An 18,644-nucleotide genomic window follows, 5' to 3' on the forward strand; every position below is an offset into this window, starting at 1 on the left:
TCATTATTGTTTTTGACGAGCTAAAATCCGGATTGGTGTACCTGTAAAATCAAATGCTTCCCGAATCCGATTCTCAAGATATCGTTTATAAGAGAAGTGCAGCAATTCTGGATCATTGACGAACAAGACGAACGTTGGCGGACGTGACGCGACTTGAGTCGCATAGTTGATCCGAAGACGAACCCCTTTATCCGTCGGCGCCGGGTTCATCGCAACAGCGTCAACGATGACATCGTTCAAGACGCTTGTCTGAATCCGTTGCGCATGACTGTGCGCTGCTTGTTGAATGACTGGTAACAACGTCTGCAAACGACGTTTTGTTTTCGCTGAGACGAAGACGATTGGTGCGTAGTCAAGGAAACGGAATTCTTCCCGAATCTCTTCTTGCATCTTTTTCATCGTCTTATCATCTTTTTCGACAGCATCCCATTTATTGACGACAATGATGACCGCGCGACCTGCTTCGTGCGCATATCCCGCCACTTTTTTATCTTGCTCGATGATGCCTTCTTCGCCATCAAGCACGACACAGACGACGTCTGCCCGTTCGATTGCTTTTTGAGCACGCATGACGCTGAAACGTTCTGTTGATTCATAGACTTTCCCGCGTTTTCGCATCCCTGCCGTATCGATGATGACGTATTCTTGCTCATCTCGCGTAAACGGTGTATCGATTGCATCGCGTGTCGTACCGGCGATGTTTGAGACGATGACGCGTTCTTCACCGAGAATCGAGTTCGTCATACTTGATTTCCCGACGTTCGGACGACCAATCAAGGCAAACTTGATCGTGCTTTCGTCATATTCTAATTCTTCTTTATCTGGTGCCAGTTCAAGGACACGGTCGAGTAAGTCACCTAGACCAAGACCATGCGTACCAGAAATCGGGAACAAGTCTCCGAATCCAAGGGAGTAAAATTCATACATTAAATCACGCATTTCAAAGTTATCGACTTTGTTGACAGCTACGACGACTGGTTTGTTCGAACGGAACAACATGTTCGCGACTTCCTCATCCGCTGCTGTGATTCCTTCGCGTCCGTTCACCATGAAAATGATGACATCCGCTTCATCAATGGCGAGCTCCGCCTGATGACGCATCATTTGAAGTAGGGGCTCATCCCCGACTTCGATTCCACCTGTATCAATCAAATGAAAATGACGATTCAGCCATTCTCCAGTTCCGTAAATACGGTCGCGGGTAACGCCTGGCTTGTCTTCTACGATTGAAACCCGATCTCCAATCACCCGGTTAAAAATCGTCGACTTTCCGATATTTGGGCGACCTACGATCGCCACGACTGGAATTGCCATCCCAACACCTTCTTTCTCTTCTCTCGCTTCATAGCCGTTCTATTGTATCAAATCAAACTGTCATATACCATAACAAACCGCATATAAAAAGCGGACACGCTTGTGTCCGCTTTGTGTCATTGCTTATTCTTTCTGATCAGAATCGTCCTCAGTCAAGTCAGCGACCGAGAATCCTTCTGATTGATTCGTATAATCCGAGTAATCGTCAGCGGATGATTCTTCCTCTTCAAGAACACGTGTTGATAGCGAAATCTTATGCTCGTCAAGACGCACTTCTAGTACTTTCGCCTCGATTTCCTGTCCTTCTTCGAGTACTTCCGAAGGTGAACCGATATGACGGTTCGCGATTTGCGAAATGTGCAAAAGTCCTTCTACTTGCGGCGCAAGTTCGATGAAGGCCCCGAACTGGACGAGACGACGCACACGCCCTTTGACGATATCGCCAGCTTCGATCTTCCCTTCCATCTGTTGCCATGGACCAGGTTGTGTTTCCTTGATCGATAACTTGACTTTTTCCGTATCACGGTCGACACCAAGTACTTTGACTTCGACTTTTTGACCTTCCGTGACGATATCCGAAGGACGTTCGACACGGTGGTGTGCCATCTCCGAGATATGAACGAGACCGTCGACGCCACCGATATCAACGAAAGCACCAAAGTCCGTTAAACGTTGGACTGTACCTTCGAGGATTTGACCTACTTCTAAATTTTCGAGTGTCTCTTTTTTCTTCGCGTTCAATTCGCCTTCAACGACAGCTTTGTGCGAGAGAATGACACGGTTCTTCTCTTGATCGAGTTCAACGACCTTGACTTCGATCGAACGACCGATATAATCCGAGAAATCTTCGACATAATGCCGTTCGACGAGTGACGCCGGAATGAATCCGCGGACACCGATATCAACGACGAGTCCACCTTTGACGATGTCCTTGACGACAACTTCAAAGATCTCACCTGATTTATACTTTTCTTCTACTTGCTCCCACGCTTTGAGCGCGTCGATTTCTCGTTTCGAGACGACGACCTCTTCATCCGTGATTTTCTTGACCTTCACTTGTAGTTCATCTCCGACGTTCAGCACGCCACGAATATCATCGAGATGAAGACTCGATACTTCGCTGATCGGTAAGATGGCTTCTGTTTTATATCCGATATCAATGAGTGCTTGCTTGTCTTCAATTTTCACGACCATTCCGGTAACTACCTGGTCCCGATGAATTTCAAAATCAGGCATATCTTTCATTTCTTCGACCATTCCAAAACAACCTCCTCACGATGAGTACAAGAAACGCCTGACACATGTCAATGCGTTTATCCTGCTTCTAACTTCTTACAATTCTGACTATTTGTCAAGGTATTAAGCGTGATTGAAGTAGACGGATTTGATTTCGTCCATGATTCGGTCAGAAATCGCTTTCGCTGCCCCCCGCTGGTCACGTAAATCCGAAATATCAACCGGTTTTCCGACCGCGACGTGCATCCGTTTGAACGGACGATAAGATCCGATGATGGCAATCGGTAAAATCTGAGCATTCGATCGTAACGCAAAGAACCCAACTCCTGGTTGTGCTGCTGTAAATTCACCTGGTTCGGAACGTGTTCCTTCTGGGAAAATACCGACCGTCTCATCTGAATTCAATAGTTCAATCGTCCGTTTTAAAGCTTGACGATCTCCTTGACCGCGACCGACAGGATATGTTCCTGCTGCAATCATTAATTGTTTCAAGGCAGGAACTTTGAACAGTTCTTCTTTTGCCATGTAACGAACCGCACGTTTTGGCGGAATCGCGCTGACGAGGAAAACCGGGTCCCAGTTCGAGCTGTGATTGGCACAGACGAGTAAGGAACCGTCTTTCGGAATATTTTCTTGCCCTGTCACTTTCAATCGGAAGACAGTTTTCGCAATGACCCAGACGACAAACCGCGCAATCCGGTAAACGGTATCTTGACGTTTCATTTTAGGACACCCTCTGCTAGTTCCATCAAGCGGACAACGACTTCATCGATCGTCATCTCTGTCGTATCGAGATATAGCGCATCGTCAGCTTGACGCAATGGCGAGACTTCACGCTCACTGTCGCGCTTATCGCGTAGTGCGATCTCTTCTTGAAGAACCGTGATGTCACTGTCCATCCCACGCGCGATGTTTTCGCGGTGTCTTCGAGCAGCACGTTCTTCCACAGTTGCCGTCAAAAAGACTTTTAATTCTGCATCCGGCAATACGACTGTGCCGATATCACGCCCATCCATGACGATCCCACCGCGTTCAGCTAATTTCCGCTGTGCTGTGACGAGTGCAGCCCGGACTTCTTTTTGACGAGCGACGAACGAGACATTATTCGTGATTTCGATGGAACGAATCGCATCCGTCACTTCGCGATCACCAATAAAGACACGTTGCCCGTTTTCACCTGGTGTTAAACGAATATCAAGCGATTTCATTAATTCTCCGAGCACTTCACCATCGTTGAGGTCAAGCGATTGTTCAAGTGCTGCCAGCGTCACAGCTCGGTACATGGCTCCTGTATCGATGTATACATAGTCAAGGCGCGCTGCCAATTGTTTTGCGATCGTACTTTTCCCAGCACCCGCTGGTCCATCTAAAGCAATTTGAATCTTTTTCATCATCCATCCTGTCCTTCCATCTTCCCTATGATTAATAGGGATTCATTCTTCCGAACGTTATCATAGCAAAAAAATGCGGTCAGGTGAATGGATTCATGCCCCTTCTTGAACTTTTCATTTGCATTTGATAACAGTGACGCAATACAAGCTCACGACTTCGGTCGGGAATCATCGTAAATTGGAAAGCTAATTCGTATCGTTCTTCGCGCCGATCAATTCGGACGAGTTCAGCGACGACGTCTAGTGTACTTGATACACCCTCACCAGTAGGCAAAATGAATGTCATTTCCACCTCTTCCTCTTTTTGAACCGGTAATTGATCCGACAAGATCATCATCCCTCCAGCCGATAGATCGAGCGTCACAGTCGTAAACGGCTCGAAATGTGTTTTATGAGGGTGTACAGCGACATCGAGTATTTGCGGTACTCGGACGAACTGACGTCGTTGGATGCGTTCGATTTGATCATCCTTCGGTCGTTTCAAAGCATATCGTTGACCGCGAAGTGGATCATTTTGTCGTTCAACGACGACCGTATCAAATCCAAATAATTTGCCCTTCTCCTTAAAGAAATAAAAGGACACTTCTTCTTGCTCTGACAAGATGAATGTCTTCAGTGTCGCGACCTCACTCGGTGCTTCAATCCAAATCAATCGATTCGTCACGGCCGTCACCTTTGAGCGACCTTGTCGATCCTCACTATTCGAAAGCATTACCAAATCCCCAATTTCCATCATACTACTTCGCTCCTACTCTCTATTCGATGCCATCTGAATGTTGTTTTTTTCGTTTGAATCGCCGATTTAAACGATTGGCACCTCGTACTTGAAATAATCCAATCGTCCATAGGATGACCATGAAGACGATTGGCAAAAAAGATATACCACCATTTTCCAATATTAACAAATTAAATAAGATATGCGCAAATACCGGAAGCGCAATCGAGAGGGACAACCAGCGATAAGGATGAGGCGAGAATTTCGCCATGCCCATGAAGAATCCCATGATGACCGCAAACAAAGCATGACCAGATACTGGTAAGAGTGCACGGAACAGCATATGTTCGACTGTTCCATTCACCATCAGATATAAAATATTCTCAAGCGTTGCGAACCCAAGTGAACAGGCTACCGCGTAGATGATCCCGTCGTAATAATCATTAAACCGTTGATGGATATAGACCGTATAAAAGACGACAAACCATTTGGCGAATTCTTCCGTGATAGCTGTTCGAATCAACTGTACCTCTTCACGCCCACCAAACTCTGTCTGGACGATATAGTCGATGAACATCAAGGGAAAGACAAGTAAAATACCGAAAATGAAACTTCGAAGAATATAGCCGACTGGCTCCGATTCATGTTCGTGACGTAGATAAAAATAAGTTAGGAGTGCGATGCCTGGGGCAACTCCGGAGAAAACGATTTGAACCACGCTTCCTCTCCCCCTTTCTTCCTCATTTATAAGAATAAAGGTTTCTTGGAAAAAAGAAAACGTCCTCGTTGTTTCAGGAGGGAAAAAGGTTACAATATGGGAGAACGAATTGAATCCGCTATAGAAAGTAGGTGAAGGTCTTCTGTCTGTAGACAAGGACCCTTTAGCATGAAATCATTATTACTCATTCATACGGGTGGAACGATTGCCATGGCACAGGATCATTCTGGTCATGTCTTACCAAATGATATCAATCCACTCGACGCTTCACTCCCGCGAGCAACAGATATCGCCAACATCACGACGCGTCACTTTGCCAATTTGCCTTCTCCTCATATGACACCTGACATCATGTTGCGTCTAGCCCATTTCATCGAGAGTGAGCTAACAAAGGAACATTACGATGGCGTCGTCATCACCCACGGAACGGACACACTGGAAGAGACGGCTTATTTTTTGCATTTGACGCTTGGTGCACCCGTTCCAATTGTTTTGACAGGAGCCATGCGTTCTTCTAATGAGGTCGGATCCGATGGTGAGTTTAATCTGATTACGGCACTTCGTGTCGCTGTCAGTGAAGCTGCGCGCGGAAAAGGTGTCCTCGTCGTCTTCAATGGGGAAATTCATTCGGCATTCAACGTCACAAAAACGCATACGTCATCCGTCGATACGTTCAAATCCGTTCATTTCGGAAATCTTGGGATGGTAACGAAGGATCATGTCTACTTATTCAATACACCGCTTTTAAAACAAACACATATGGTGACTTCGCTCTCAAAACGGGTCGCCGTTCTCAAAGTCTATGCCGGTATGGAACCCGACTTATTACTTGCTGTGAAACAGCTCGGTTATGATGGACTCGTCCTTGAAGTCCTTGGTCAAGGAAACGTACCACCGAGTATCGTGGATGCCATCGCTGAATTGATTACCGTCATGCCGATCGTCATCGTCAGTCGCTGTTTCAACGGAATCGTTCAAGACGTCTACGGATATACGGGTGGAGGACAACAATTAAAAGAACTCGGCGTCATTTTCTCGAATGGACTGAATTCACAAAAAGCGCGGCTTAAACTGATGGTCGAACTCGAAATCAATGCCTCACAACTAGAACTCGAAGAATCATTTCGCGTTGAATAAATGAAAAAAACCTCTTGATTCGGAAATTTATTTTCCAAATCAAGAGGTTTTGTTTAGGCTTGTATCGATGCACCACGTAACCGTTCAACGAGATGGTTTGCAATGTTCGCACCGTGAAAACGTCCATTTTCAATGAATATTTTATTGGCGTCATATCCTGCTGCCACGACACCTGCGATATAGATGCCCGGGACATTCGATTCCATCGTCTCTTCGTCATGACTCGGAATACCGGTCTCGCGATCAATCGTGATGCCTGTGTCAGCGAACAAACCGACGTCTGGCGTGTATCCGGTCATCGCAAATACAAAATCAGCACGGACGGTTCGTTTGTCTCCATCTATTTGATAAACGACCTCTTGTTCCGTGATTTCTTCGATCGTCGCCTCAAAAATCATCTTGACCTTTTCCGAACGAACGAGAGATTCGAAGTTCGGCAACACCCATGGTTTGATGGATGGACTATACTCCGGTCCACGGTAAAGGACGGTCACACGTGCTCCCGCTTTTTCAAGTTCAATCGCTGCATCAACGCTCGAATTTTTCCCACCGATGACGACGACATCTTGATCAAAATACGGATGTCCTTCCGTAAAGTAGTGCGAGACATGAGGTAATTCCTCTCCAGGAACATCCATTCGGTTCGGTAAACCATAATAACCTGTCGCAAGCACGACGGAACGAGCTTCTCGGCTTCTTTTTTCCCCGGAACGCTCCGAGTGGATGATAAAATGATCCGCTTGACGTTCAATCCGCTCGACCGTCTCAAACGGACGAATCGTCAATTGTTTTCGTTTGACGACTTCTCGATAATAGACGAGCGCGTCGAGACGTCGTGGCTTTAATTCTTTATTGATGAACGGTATACCACCAATTTCTAACTTCTCACTACTTGAAAAGAACGTTTGATGCGTCGGATAACGATAAATCGCTTCGACGATATTTCCCTTTTCGAGCACTTCGACGTCTAGTCCCCGATCTTGCATTTCGATCGCTGCCGATAACCCACATGGGCCTGCACCGATTACGATACAATCTAACATTCGAATATCTCCTCTTCCGGTTGCTTTTTTTATATCTTAGCAAATCTCTACCATAGACGAAAGAAATTGCAATGCAAAACGCCCGCTCTTCGCAAAGAAGAAGCGGACGTTCATTATCATATTAGACCCAACCACGGAAACGAGATGCTTCCGCCATCTTCCGGACACCTACCATATAAGCGGCAAGTCGCATGTCGACATTACGCGTCTGCGCTGTCTGATAGACTTGGTTGAACGAGTTCACGAGTACTTTTTCAAGTTTCTCGTGTACTTCCTCTTCCGTCCAGTAATACCCTTGGTTGTTTTGGACCCATTCGAAGTAAGAAACCGTTACGCCACCACTCGAAGCAAGAACATCCGGAACGATCAGGATGTCACGTTCAGCGAGAATTTTCGTCGCCTCGTTCGTCGTCGGACCGTTAGCCGCTTCAACGACGATCGCTGCTTTGATATCGTGCGCATTGTCTTCTGTGATTTGATTCTCGATTGCTGCCGGAACAAGAATATCACATTCAAGTTCAAGCAATTCTTTATTCGAGATCGTATTTTTGAACAATGTCGTCACGGTACCGAACGAGTCACGACGGTCGAGTAGGTATGGAATATCGAGACCGTTTGGATCATGGAGTGCCCCGTACGCATCGCTGATCGCGATGACTTTTGCACCTAAATCATACATGAATTTCGATAAGAAACTTCCGGCGTTGCCGAATCCTTGAACGACGACACGTGCGCCTTCGAGCGAGATACCCTTTTTAGCAGCCGCTTCCCGAATCATGATTGCGACACCTTTCGCCGTCGCTGTCTCACGACCGTGTGAACCACCGAGGACGAGCGGTTTCCCTGTAATGAAACCAGGTGAGTTGAATTCATCGATTCGACTGTATTCGTCCATCATCCATGCCATGATTTGCGAGTTCGTGAAGACGTCAGGTGCTGGAATATCCTTCGTCGGTCCAACGATTTGACTGATAGCACGGACATATCCACGGCTGAGACGTTCGATTTCACGGAAGCTCATCTCACGTGGATCACAGATGATTCCGCCTTTACCGCCGCCGTATGGTAAGTCAACGATACCAGCTTTCAGACTCATCCAGACGGATAATGCTTTGACTTCGACTTCCGTCACGTTTGGGTGGAAACGAATTCCACCTTTCGTCGGTCCAACGGCATCGTTATGTTGCGCACGATATCCTGTGAAGATTTTCGTCGAACCATCATCCATCCGTACCGGAATCCGGACTGTCAACATCCGGAGTGGTTCTTTAAGTAATTCGTACATCTCGTCTGGATAACCAAGTTTCCCTAGTGCCTCCTTGACGATTTCTTGTGTTGCTTCCAGTACGTTCTTGCGGTGATTCGCATGTTGTTGGTCAGTGATCATTCCAACGTTCCTCCCCATAAGTGGCATCCCCTATGCCGTTTCCTTGTTCGGATAAAGTATACTCTTTTCTCGAACGTAATGAAAGGGGTTACGCCTATATTTGTAAGCGCTTTCTCACTTCTTTTCCTAGGATATCATTGATTTGGTTGTTTTGTTTGACGATGTCGTTCGATCGCCAGTTCCATGAAATATTCGACCAATTCCGGATATTCAATTCCCACTGCTCGTGCACCGTCCGGGAATAAACTGGTCGAAGTCATACCAGGAAGTGTATTCGTCTCCAAGATGACTGGATTTCCGGATTCCGGCACAAGGAAATCAGATCGCGAGTATCCTGCACAGCCAAGTACTTGATGCGCTTTAACAGCCCATTCTTGAAGTTTTTCTGTCGTTGCTTCATCCAGTTCAGCAGGACAAATATGCTCCGAACCTCCGATGGCATATTTGGATTCATAGTCATAAAAAGCGTTCTTCGGAATGATCTCGATGACCGGCAGTGCTTTTTCTGCACCTTTATGTCCGACGACTGGAACTGTCACTTCACGCCCTTTAATAAACTGTTCGACAAGAACTGCATCGTCTGCTTCAAAGGCTTTCGCGATTCCTTCACGTAACATCGTCTCGTCTTGAGCAATCGTCAATCCGTTTGATGAGCCTTCTTGTGCTGGTTTGACGACACAAGGAAATTGACCATTCCACTCTGCGATTTTTGCTTCGATATCATCTCCACGCTCTAACAGCACATCACGAGCGATCGTAATGCCTGCTTTATCAAAGTGAACTTTCGAACGTGCCTTATCCATCGCTAGCGCTGACGCTAACACACCTGAACCTGTATATGGAATGTCTGCCAGTTCAAGCAATGCTTGTACGCGTCCATCTTCACCAATTTTCCCGTGAAGAGCGATGACAGCCACATCTACATCCAGCTGGAAGAGTTCATGCGCTTGATCAGGGTGGAAATCAACAGCCGTGACCTCATGCCCTTTACTGTTTAATGCTTCCATGATCGACTTTCCACTGTTTAATGAAACCTCCCGTTCTCCTGAAGTCCCACCGTATAATACTGCCACTTTCATCCTACTTCACTCCTTCTTCTTACGTTCAATGATTATCATACCATCCTTCTGACGATGAAAAAATACAAAATGGTGCCACTTCCAGCAGAAGACAAAAAGGTGCGGCATCCCCCCTATGAGGGAATGGCGCACCTGATGTTTTACATATTAAACTGTTCAGCTATCGTTGCGACGGCATGTTCCGCCTGAATCGTTTTCCCATACTCCGCCATGACGAGTGGACTTTTCGGGCTCGGTTCACCGTATTCAGATAAAATCGTCGTCACCGTTCGCTCGAGCGCCTCGTTCATTCGTTCTTGGAAATAGAGATAATAGCTTCCCTCGAAGAAGTAGAGGCTACCCCCTGTCTCTGTACGAGGCATATGCCGCAATAATCCATGACTCGCTTGAATGACGTCTTCTAGCGAGTGTAGAGCATATAAGACGTGATGGACGATATCGACTGTCATGCGGATTTCGACTTGATCGAACTCCTCGTTCATCTCTTCTGGCAAATCTCCTTCACGACGTACATCAACGAGCATCCCGTCATTCGGGAAGAATGTGACGAAAAATTCGAGTGTTCCTGCTGCCTGAAAACCATAATTCGATTCGGCTTCTTCTAATAAGTTGCGCAATAAAGCTTGTCCCTTCCCGACAGCCAACGTTTCTGGTCGGACGTCGTGAAGCGATAACTCTTGCTTTGTGATGAAGACACGAAGGTGTCCTTGTTTCATTTGTTCAAACCTCATAATAGACTCCTCCAGTCAAAACCGGAAACACAGATGTCTCCGTTCGTTATGAACCATACTATACACCAGTTGTCGGAGTGAGTCGACTTAACCAACTTTTCCAAGATTGATCGTCTGCACCAAGTAAATGTGGACCATATCGTTCCGGGAGCTGATCGACCGCATAACCACCAAGACCAATCTCAAGATCCGGAAAATCAGACATCAAACGTGCTAACGCTTCATCAAGTAACGGTAAATGATCCGATAACGTGCAGGAAAGAATAACGGCTTTCGGTTGCAGCTGATGCGTAACCGTCACCAAGTCCTGAACCGGTATACCGGAACCGAGGAAAATGACATCAAATCCAGATTGTCGTAAATAAAGTGTAAAGAAAAGTAGTCCGAGTTCGTGTTCTTCTTCCGGCGCACAAACACAGACGATTCGTGGTAAGAACGGATTGATCGGCATCTGTAACGACAATGTCGAAAGACGAGCTCTCAGAAATGCCGTCGCAAAATGCTCATGCGCAATCGTAATCTCACCCGACTCCCACTTCACTCCAATCTCATGCAAAAGTGGACCGACGATGTCCTGAATGACTTTATCGAAGCTAAACATCGAAAATGCTTTATTCATAATATCATGCGCGTGACGTTCTTCGAAGTTCGTCAATGCCCGGAATAATTGATCTCGCAGTTCGACTCCGTAATCGTGCGGTACTTCAGCCCGATTGACCGGCATTTCATACAACTGGATTGCTTTAGAGACAGACAATCCCTCTTTTTGTTTATCGACGATCCAGCGTAATTTCGCGACGTCGTTATCACTATAAATGCGATGTCCGGATTCACTTCGATCCGGATCGAGCACCTGATATCTCCGCTCCCAAGCACGAATGGTCGTCGGGTTGAGTCCCACTAACGCAGCGACTGCTTTGATATTATATTTCCCACGATCCATGCATCGTGCCTCCTTCCCCTTCCTTTCTAGTATACGCTGAAAGGAAAAAAATCTCCGTTCACAATGTGCCCTTACATCATGAAACCAATGGAGACGAAGGCGATGATGATCGTGATCATGAGCACCGTCAGCGTGATGGCTAACGGATTTTTTCGAAATGGTTGTTTTAATCGCTCGTTTCGAACGGGTTCGATACGCGAAGAACGCGGTGGCAGTGACTGCCCCTCTTCGTTCTGATGCAACCGTCGCTGATCTTGTTTACTCAATGTTCATCACCTTTTCTTGAAAAATATAAGGATATTGTCTAGTTTACACCGAATCTGGTGATGAAAAAAAGACTTGTTCTAAACGCAATTTCCAATCTACCGGTTGATGCGTCCTTCTCTGCACTGGATTTTCCCACTCAATCGTTCCACATATATCACAACAACGTGGTTGTACGATTACCTGCTCATCAAAATGATGCAACAACATCGAACGGCGACATTCGTTCCGGTGAACGTAGTCCATCATCTGGTTGATCTCTTGTCGTTTTAATTGTTTACGTTCCGTTTGCCACTGGATGATGCGTTCCTTCGACCACCCATTTTCGAGTTGTGATTTGAGTAACCGGTATGCCGGGTCTTCCGGGTTAAAACGAAAACGACTTTCCATCTTGGCATAGGATTCGCCTTGATTCATCCCTTGTTGCAATTGATCGATCCACAAGACGGGTGCATATTGCGTGTCGATCAAGTACGTCTGTAATTGTTCATCTTGAGCAGCGTAGAGTAAGATTGCGGTCGCCTCTTTACCGTCACGTCCGGCACGTCCGACTTCCTGCATATAGGCTTCGATCGTCGCAGGCATCGTATAATGAATGACCGTACGCACGTTGCCTTTATCGACACCCATTCCGAACGCACTCGTACACACGAGACAATCAATCTCATCATGAAGAAACTGTTGTTGGACAAGCTGGCGATCTTCTATCGTCAACCCAGCATGATAATAGGTCGCGCCGTCAATGATTCCAGCAATTCGTTCCGCTTCTTTACGGGTTGTCGTATAGATGACGCATGGGCGAACGATGCGTTCCATCCACCGATCAACTGCCGCATCTTTTTCTTCTCGATCAACGCGATCGACAACATATTGGATTTCTGGTCGGTTGACAGAACGACGGATGATTTGTGGTTCGCGCATACGCAGTTGTGTTCGAATATCTTGCTCAACAGCACGCGTCGCTGTTGCCGTTAAGGCGAGACATGGTGGAAGGCCTAGTTCTTGTCGAATGTGACCAAGTCTTGCGTACTCCGGTCGAAATTCGTGTCCCCATTGGGAGATACAATGCGCCTCATCGACGACGAAGAGAGCAATATTGACCTGTTTTAGCCGAGCCCGAATCTGTGGTAGCGCGAGTTGTTCCGGCGATAAGTAAAGATATCGTAGATGTTCGAGTACAGATAAGATCTGCTCCTTCTCTTCTCGTGTCTCGACTGATGTTAATTTAGCGACAGATCGCTCTCCTCTGCGCTTGATTTGCATGACCTGATCTTCAATCAACGAGAGTAACGGAGACAAAATCAACGTCAGTCCTTCATTTTGTACATAAGACGGAAATTGATAACAGACAGATTTTCCTCCGCCTGTCGGCAAAATCGCTAATGTATCTGTTCCGTCTAGGATGGAATCGATGATTTGGCGTTGTCCAGGTCGAAATGCTTCGTATCCAAAATGACGATGCAATAACGCTTCCATTAAATTCCCTCCCATTTACTACGTGCTAATACCAATCGAATTTGAAAATAAGATATATCGGATTGCATCTCGTTCTTGATTCGCTTCAGCGCGTAAGTTCCGAGTCGCTGTGCAATCTGTTGTACCTCTTCTTGCTGAGATGGCGTGACAAAATGATTCAGCGGAAAAGAAGGAGCATACATCGCGATCTCAACAAGATGATCTTCCATCGTACTATTTTTTAGCCGCCTTCGAATCGCAACCTCTTCAACGGTTAATCCCTGTTGCAACAACTCCCATGTCGTTTGAGCAGACTGCGTCATTTTTGATGTGTGTAGATCCATTCCTATTTGCTTGAGGAGTGGTGAGTTTTCCAAGTCATCGATGCACTTTCGCCAAGCGATCGTAAATTCGTATTGGACAGTCTCCACATCCGTTTTCATCATTTGGGCTAATTGCGGATAAGACCATCCTGCTTGCACGCCAGACAAGCGATAACTAATCAATGTCGCATCGCGTTCTGACAAGTGCTCAAGGAGAAATATCAACTCTTGGTGCATATCATGTAACCATTCTGCTCGATTCGAGATGGTCGGAAGAACACTTTTTACCCATTCACGGATGATGGTTTCCTGTTGCACAGGAATAAACGGCTGTTTCGCTTCCAAACAAACCATCGTTTGAACCAAAAGGCTGAGTCGTTTCCACATCATCTCAGCATAACCACGAAGTTCACCACCTAGTTGATCAATGATCGCACGATCCGTTTGCTCTACTAGTCGCGCGCCTTCGTACGTCAGTCGCAGTGTCTCTTGCCGCTCAATCCAATTCTTCTGCGCAAGTTCAGCCAAGATTGTTTCGAATCGCTGTTTACTGACTAATACAGTACCGAATACCGACTCTAAATCATAAAAATGAGCATCTTGCAGAGAAGTCGCTGATTTCTTTCCTTGAAAAACATGATAAAGACTGCGGTCAGATCGTTCATTTCGAAGGCGCTGGATCGATTCCAGAAAAATACGCTCGAGTAAAGAAACTTCCATATGTCACGCTCCCTCCTGTTGTATGTCGTTTCCAAATCAAAGATGATATGCTATTCCTGTTTCATCGTTACGTTTTAGAGAGGCCGTTTGCGGGCATGTGATGATATATACATTTTCTGCTGTCACTTGTGCTTCGTCATTGAAATGCAACGATGAGTCCGATACAATGACATATAGATGAGAACAGCGTGTTTCAATAATGTTTTCGTATAGAGAGGAGACCGTTCAATGGCTAAATTTACGATTGTCGACAAAGATACTTGCATCGCTTGTGGTGCTTGTGGAGCAGCGGCACCAGATATCTATGATTATGATGATGAGGGTTTGGCGTATGTCATTCTTGATGATAACAATGGTACTGCCGAAATTCCAGAAGCATTATTCGACGATATGATTGATGCATTCGAAGGTTGCCCGACGGATTCAATCAAAGTAGCAGATGAATCGTTCGAAGGCGATGCGTTAAAATTCGAATAAGTGAATAAAAAAAGATGTTTCCTCGCGAAGCATCTTTTTTATTGGACTTTTTCTCATTCAATCTATCGATCATCTAAAAAAAAACGGATGTCACCAATTGGCAACATCCGGTCTATGATTAGTAAAAATTTAGCGTTTACCTTTGATATACGGTACACCGACAGCTTTTGGTGCATCCGCACGACCAACGACACCAGCAAGTGCTAAGATCGTCAATAAATACGGCGCAATCAACAGATACACTTGTGGAATTTGATCGAGTAACGGCAATTGCTGACCGATGATCGAAATCGCTTGAGCGAACCCGAAGAAGAGGGCTGCCCCCATGGCACCGAGTGGGTTCCATTTTCCGAAGATCATCGCCGCAATCGCGAGGAAGCCTTGACCGAGAATCGTCGTCACACTGAAGTTCAATGAAATCGACGTCGCGTAGACAGCACCAGCAAGACCGCCGAAACCACCAGAGATCATAACGCCGATGAAACGCATCTTCGTGACGTTGATTCCCATTGTGTCCGCTGCCATCGGGTGTTCCCCGACAGAACGTAAACGAAGACCAAATGGTGTCTTGAAGATGATGTACCATGCGACGAACGCGAGAACGATCGCGATATACGATGTGTAGTAGACGTTCGCGAAGAACATCTTCAAGACTGGAATATCAGACAAGAATGGTACATTTTCTTTCGAAATCCGGTTTGGAATCGAATCTGTCTGTCCTTTACTGTAAAGTGCACGGACAAGGAAGATCGCAAGACCAACCGCAAGCAAGTTGATCGCTACTCCAAGAACCGTTTGGTCTGCTCGGAATAGGATTGCTGGAATCGCAAGGAACAGTGAGAAGACCGCTCCGACGACGATCGCGATGAGCATCGCAAGCCAAGGACTCGCAGCACCTAAGCCCATTTTCGATAAAGTCAATGCCGTGACGACACCTGTGAAGGCACCCATGACCATTAATCCTTCTAACGCGATGTTGACGACGCCAGAACGCTCACTGAAAATGCCGCCAAGTGCTGCAATGATCAACGGAGCCGAATAGGCGAGTGCGATTGGCACGATGATATAAAGTACTTCAAGAAAGCCCATTATTGACCGGCTCCTTTCGCTTTTTTAGATTCTTTCTTAACCGTGAACTTCTCGATGACGAGACGAATCGCGTAACCCGAAGCCACGAAGATGATGATGAATGCGATGATGATTTTGATCAGTTCCGGTGGAATACCAATCTGTTGCATCGACAGACCACCGATATTGAGTCCTGCAAACAGTAACGCCGCGAGAACGACACCGATCGGGTTATTCGCACCTAACAAGGCAACCGCGATTCCGTCGAATCCAACACCTGTGAAGGACGCGTTCAATGTCATGTTTTGGAACGTCCCAAGACCTTCCATCGCTCCAGCGAGACCTGCGAACACACCTGAGATGACGAACGATAAGATGATGTTTCGGTTAACGCCCATCCCTGCATACTCTGCAGCATTTTTATTGAATCCAACTGCTCGGAGTTCATAACCAAGCGTTGTTTTCCACAAAATGAACCAGAAGACGAGGGCAGCGATGACTGCGATGAAAATCCCGTTATGCAATCGTGAAAAATCCGTCATCTCTTGTAAGAACGGTGAAGCAAGGGATGCTGATTCCTTGACTGACTCCGTCCGCTCGTTCGTAATACCGATGACGTGACGTAAAATATCATTCGTCACATACAATGCGATATAGTTCATCATGATTGACGTGATGACTTCATGCACATGAAACTTCGCTTTTAAGATACCAGGAATCGATGCCCAAAGTGCACCTGCTAAACCTGCTCCAATTAGAGCAAGCGGTAAATGAATCGCCATCGGTAGATCAAACTCAATCCCGATCCAAACTGCGACCATCCACCCGACGAGAACCTGACCTTCAACCCCGATGTTAAAGAGTCCAGTTCGGAAAGCAAACGCGACAGCAAGACCGGCAAAGATCAACGGAGCTGCTGCTCGCAATGTTTCACCGATGCTGTATGGTTCGCCAAAAATACCATAGAATAACTGATCAAAACCGGCAATCGGATCGTACCCGCCGATGACCATGACGATCGCCCCGACGACCATTCCAAGGATGATGGAAAGAATCGGAATGAGGATGCCGTAAAAACGCTCTAACTTCATGAATGACCTACCTCCTCTTTCTTACCGCCGGCCATCAAGAAGCCAAGCTCGATCTCATTCGTTTCTTTTGGATCCAAGAAGGCAACTGTTTTTCCTTCATAAAGAACGGCAATCCGATCTGATACTTGAAGAATTTCTTCGAGTTCGAATGAAATCAACAAGACAGCGCGACCTTTTTCGCGTTCAAGAACCAACTGTTCATGAATGAACTCGATTGCTCCGACATCAAGACCACGTGTCGGCTGTGCTGCAATCAATAGGTCTGGTGAACGATCGACTTCACGCGCAATGATCGCTTTTTGCTGGTTACCACCTGACAAGGCACGAGCAAACGTCTCTGGACTTGGAGTTCGGACGTCGAACTTCTCGATGAGCGTTTTTGCTTTTTCCATGACTTGTTTATAGTTCATGATGCCTGCTTTTGAATACGGTTGTTTGTAATACGTTTGTAAGACCATGTTATGTCCGATTGAATAATCGAGGACAAGTCCATGTTTATGACGGTCTTGCGGAATGTGACCGACACCTGATTCCGTCACTTTACGTGGCTTCAAGTTTTTGATCGATTTATTGTTGAGGAAGATTTCTCCACTATCCGCTTTACGGAGACCAGTGATGGCTTCAATCAATTCCGTTTGCCCGTTCCCGTCGATTCCGGCAATTCCGACGATCTCTCCGGCACGAATGTCGAGATTTAATCCATCGACGGCTTTGATGCCGCGACTGTCCTTGACGACTAGATCCTTGATGTCGAGAACGAGTTCTTGTGGAGTTGCCTTGGAATACTCCGCATTAAAGTTGACTTCACGACCTACCATCATTTCAGCAAGACGCGACTGTGTCATCGTCTCATCGATATCGACCGTTCCGATATACTTACCACGGCGAATCGTCGTACAGCGATCAGCTACTTCCATGATTTCCTTCAGTTTGTGCGTGATGAGGATGATCGACTTTCCTTCTGCGATCAAGCGATTCATGATCTGAATCAATTCTTTGATCTCTTGTGGTGTCAAGACAGCAGATGGTTCATCGAAGATCAAGATGTCTGCACCACGGTACAACGTCTTTAAAATTTCAACACGCTGTTGCATTCCGACTGAGATATCCTCGATTTTTGCATCAGGATCAACAGCAAGACCATACTGTTCAGAAATCTGGCGTACCTTCTCACGTGCAGTTGAACGGTCGATCTTAATTCCGGCACGTGGCTCTGCACCTAAAATGATGTTTTCAGTAACAGTGAAATTTTGAACGAGCATGAAGTGTTGGTGCACCATACCGATTCCAAGATCGTTCGCGACGTTCGGACTCGTAATATTGGCTTTTTCACCACGTACACGAATTTCTCCAGCCTCAGGCTGATACAAACCAAATAAGACGTTCATCAGCGTCGATTTTCCGGCACCGTTTTCACCAAGTAAAGCGTGAATCTCACCTTTCCGAAGCTGGAGCGTGATATTATCATTTGCGACGAAACTGCCAAACTCTTTTCTAATGTTCAGCATCTCAATGACGTATTCCAAGAAAATCCACTCCCATGTTTAGTTTA

General features: G+C 46.2%; 19 protein-coding genes. 2 read left to right on the forward strand and 17 right to left on the reverse strand.

What is annotated here, in order from left to right; translation table 11 throughout:
* Positions 1 to 3 precede the first annotated feature (3 nt).
* From der to prsW, 6 genes are all read right to left on the reverse strand, one after another.
* Positions 4 to 1,314 carry a ribosome biogenesis GTPase Der gene (der, locus tag L985_RS10400; protein ID WP_029342014.1) on the reverse strand — a complete coding sequence of 437 codons (1,311 nt, stop codon included), beginning with the start codon at positions 1,312 to 1,314 and terminating at the stop codon, positions 4 to 6.
* A 123-nt stretch (positions 1,315 to 1,437) separates the two neighbouring features.
* Positions 1,438 to 2,571, reverse strand: coding sequence for a 30S ribosomal protein S1 (gene rpsA / locus L985_RS10405; protein WP_023468647.1), 1,134 nt, complete (start codon positions 2,569 to 2,571; stop codon positions 1,438 to 1,440).
* 102 nt (positions 2,572 to 2,673) lie between these two features.
* Positions 2,674 to 3,273, reverse strand: a complete 600-nt coding sequence (locus L985_RS10410; RefSeq protein WP_029342015.1) for a lysophospholipid acyltransferase family protein — start codon at positions 3,271 to 3,273, stop codon at positions 2,674 to 2,676.
* Complete coding sequence (cmk, locus tag L985_RS10415) at positions 3,270 to 3,944, reverse strand: (d)CMP kinase (protein WP_029342016.1); 675 nt, start codon at positions 3,942 to 3,944, stop codon at positions 3,270 to 3,272. The genes L985_RS10410 and cmk overlap by 4 nt, the downstream gene beginning before the upstream one ends.
* 76 nt (positions 3,945 to 4,020) lie before the next feature.
* Entirely contained in the window at positions 4,021 to 4,677 is a 657-nt protein-coding gene (locus L985_RS10420) for a flagellar brake protein (RefSeq protein ID WP_029342017.1), read from the reverse strand.
* 19 nt (positions 4,678 to 4,696) lie between these two features.
* Positions 4,697 to 5,374, reverse strand: a complete 678-nt coding sequence (prsW, locus tag L985_RS10425; protein ID WP_029342018.1) for a glutamic-type intramembrane protease PrsW — start codon at positions 5,372 to 5,374, stop codon at positions 4,697 to 4,699.
* Positions 5,375 to 5,542: 168 nt separating this feature from the next.
* Between prsW and L985_RS10430 the strand changes: the two genes are divergently transcribed.
* Entirely contained in the window at positions 5,543 to 6,511 is a 969-nt protein-coding gene (locus L985_RS10430) for an asparaginase (RefSeq protein WP_047393882.1), read from the forward strand.
* 53 nt (positions 6,512 to 6,564) lie between these two features.
* On the opposite strand, the gene L985_RS10435 is transcribed toward L985_RS10430, so the two are convergent.
* The 8 genes from L985_RS10435 to L985_RS10470 all read right to left on the reverse strand — a co-directional run bounded on the left by L985_RS10435 (position 6,565) and on the right by L985_RS10470 (position 14,456).
* Entirely contained in the window at positions 6,565 to 7,554 is a 990-nt protein-coding gene (locus tag L985_RS10435; RefSeq protein ID WP_029342020.1) for a YpdA family putative bacillithiol disulfide reductase, read from the reverse strand.
* Between the two features lie 121 nt (positions 7,555 to 7,675).
* Positions 7,676 to 8,941 carry a Glu/Leu/Phe/Val family dehydrogenase gene (locus L985_RS10440; RefSeq protein WP_023468654.1) on the reverse strand — a complete coding sequence of 422 codons (1,266 nt, stop codon included), beginning with the start codon at positions 8,939 to 8,941 and terminating at the stop codon, positions 7,676 to 7,678.
* Positions 8,942 to 9,075: 134 nt separating this feature from the next.
* A complete protein-coding gene (locus tag L985_RS10445) occupies positions 9,076 to 10,020 on the reverse strand; it encodes a D-alanine--D-alanine ligase (protein WP_029342021.1) in 945 nt (314 codons plus the stop codon).
* A gap of 140 nt (positions 10,021 to 10,160) precedes the next feature.
* Positions 10,161 to 10,751, reverse strand: coding sequence for an adaptor protein MecA (locus L985_RS10450; protein WP_029342022.1), 591 nt, complete (start codon positions 10,749 to 10,751; stop codon positions 10,161 to 10,163).
* Positions 10,752 to 10,809: 58 nt separating this feature from the next.
* On the reverse strand, positions 10,810 to 11,694 hold the full coding sequence (locus L985_RS10455) for a MerR family transcriptional regulator (protein ID WP_029342023.1): 885 nt from the start codon (positions 11,692 to 11,694) through the stop codon (positions 10,810 to 10,812).
* Between the two features lie 71 nt (positions 11,695 to 11,765).
* Entirely contained in the window at positions 11,766 to 11,960 is a 195-nt protein-coding gene (locus L985_RS10460) for a hypothetical protein (protein ID WP_047393877.1), read from the reverse strand.
* 43 nt (positions 11,961 to 12,003) lie between these two features.
* The gene (locus L985_RS10465) at positions 12,004 to 13,434 is read right to left on the reverse strand and encodes a RecQ family ATP-dependent DNA helicase (protein WP_029342025.1); all 1,431 of its coding nucleotides are present in this window, start codon (positions 13,432 to 13,434) and stop codon (positions 12,004 to 12,006) included.
* Positions 13,434 to 14,456: a YpbB family protein gene (locus L985_RS10470; RefSeq protein WP_029342026.1), complete on the reverse strand. Its 1,023-nt coding sequence runs from the start codon at positions 14,454 to 14,456 to the stop codon at positions 13,434 to 13,436. The genes L985_RS10465 and L985_RS10470 overlap by 1 nt, the downstream gene beginning before the upstream one ends.
* 228 nt (positions 14,457 to 14,684) lie before the next feature.
* Between L985_RS10470 and L985_RS10475 the strand changes: the two genes are divergently transcribed.
* Positions 14,685 to 14,933, forward strand: a complete 249-nt coding sequence (locus L985_RS10475) for a ferredoxin (protein ID WP_029342027.1) — start codon at positions 14,685 to 14,687, stop codon at positions 14,931 to 14,933.
* 129 nt (positions 14,934 to 15,062) lie between these two features.
* Here the strand turns inward: L985_RS10475 and L985_RS10480 are convergent, their stop codons facing one another.
* Genes L985_RS10480 through L985_RS10490 form a run of 3 tightly spaced genes read right to left on the reverse strand, consistent with a single transcriptional unit; the run spans position 15,063 to position 18,618 of the window.
* Positions 15,063 to 16,022 carry an ABC transporter permease gene (locus tag L985_RS10480; protein WP_023468662.1) on the reverse strand — a complete coding sequence of 320 codons (960 nt, stop codon included), beginning with the start codon at positions 16,020 to 16,022 and terminating at the stop codon, positions 15,063 to 15,065.
* Complete coding sequence (locus L985_RS10485) at positions 16,022 to 17,092, reverse strand: ABC transporter permease (RefSeq protein ID WP_029342028.1); 1,071 nt, start codon at positions 17,090 to 17,092, stop codon at positions 16,022 to 16,024. The genes L985_RS10480 and L985_RS10485 overlap by 1 nt, the downstream gene beginning before the upstream one ends.
* On the reverse strand, positions 17,089 to 18,618 hold the full coding sequence (locus L985_RS10490; protein ID WP_047393872.1) for an ABC transporter ATP-binding protein: 1,530 nt from the start codon (positions 18,616 to 18,618) through the stop codon (positions 17,089 to 17,091). The genes L985_RS10485 and L985_RS10490 overlap by 4 nt, the downstream gene beginning before the upstream one ends.
* Positions 18,619 to 18,644 lie beyond the last annotated feature (26 nt).

This window comes from Exiguobacterium sp. ZWU0009, assembly GCF_000798935.2.
Taxonomy (GTDB): Bacteria; Bacillota; Bacilli; order Exiguobacteriales; family Exiguobacteriaceae; genus Exiguobacterium_A; species Exiguobacterium_A acetylicum.

What these genes read in the sequence shown, in the direction of transcription:
- L985_RS10450 (WP_029342022.1), bottom strand. Translation starts at nt 10,751, where the DNA reads ATGAGGTTTGAACAAATGAAACAAGGACACCTTCGTGTCTTCATCACA.
- L985_RS10445 (WP_029342021.1), bottom strand. Translation starts at nt 10,020, where the DNA reads ATGAAAGTGGCAGTATTATACGGTGGGACTTCAGGAGAACGGGAGGTT.
- L985_RS10435 (WP_029342020.1), bottom strand. Translation starts at nt 7,554, where the DNA reads ATGTTAGATTGTATCGTAATCGGTGCAGGCCCATGTGGGTTATCGGCA.
- L985_RS10480 (WP_023468662.1), bottom strand. Translation starts at nt 16,022, where the DNA reads ATGGGCTTTCTTGAAGTACTTTATATCATCGTGCCAATCGCACTCGCC.
- L985_RS10455 (WP_029342023.1), bottom strand. Translation starts at nt 11,694, where the DNA reads ATGGATCGTGGGAAATATAATATCAAAGCAGTCGCTGCGTTAGTGGGA.
- L985_RS10470 (WP_029342026.1), bottom strand. Translation starts at nt 14,456, where the DNA reads ATGGAAGTTTCTTTACTCGAGCGTATTTTTCTGGAATCGATCCAGCGC.
- cmk (WP_029342016.1), bottom strand. Translation starts at nt 3,944, where the DNA reads ATGATGAAAAAGATTCAAATTGCTTTAGATGGACCAGCGGGTGCTGGG.
- L985_RS10475 (WP_029342027.1), top strand. Translation starts at nt 14,685, where the DNA reads ATGGCTAAATTTACGATTGTCGACAAAGATACTTGCATCGCTTGTGGT.
- rpsA (WP_023468647.1), bottom strand. Translation starts at nt 2,571, where the DNA reads ATGGTCGAAGAAATGAAAGATATGCCTGATTTTGAAATTCATCGGGAC.
- der (WP_029342014.1), bottom strand. Translation starts at nt 1,314, where the DNA reads ATGGCAATTCCAGTCGTGGCGATCGTAGGTCGCCCAAATATCGGAAAG.
- L985_RS10440 (WP_023468654.1), bottom strand. Translation starts at nt 8,941, where the DNA reads ATGATCACTGACCAACAACATGCGAATCACCGCAAGAACGTACTGGAA.
- L985_RS10410 (WP_029342015.1), bottom strand. Translation starts at nt 3,273, where the DNA reads ATGAAACGTCAAGATACCGTTTACCGGATTGCGCGGTTTGTCGTCTGG.
- L985_RS10485 (WP_029342028.1), bottom strand. Translation starts at nt 17,092, where the DNA reads ATGAAGTTAGAGCGTTTTTACGGCATCCTCATTCCGATTCTTTCCATC.
- L985_RS10420 (WP_029342017.1), bottom strand. Translation starts at nt 4,677, where the DNA reads ATGATGGAAATTGGGGATTTGGTAATGCTTTCGAATAGTGAGGATCGA.
- L985_RS10430 (WP_047393882.1), top strand. Translation starts at nt 5,543, where the DNA reads ATGAAATCATTATTACTCATTCATACGGGTGGAACGATTGCCATGGCA.
- L985_RS10465 (WP_029342025.1), bottom strand. Translation starts at nt 13,434, where the DNA reads ATGGAAGCGTTATTGCATCGTCATTTTGGATACGAAGCATTTCGACCT.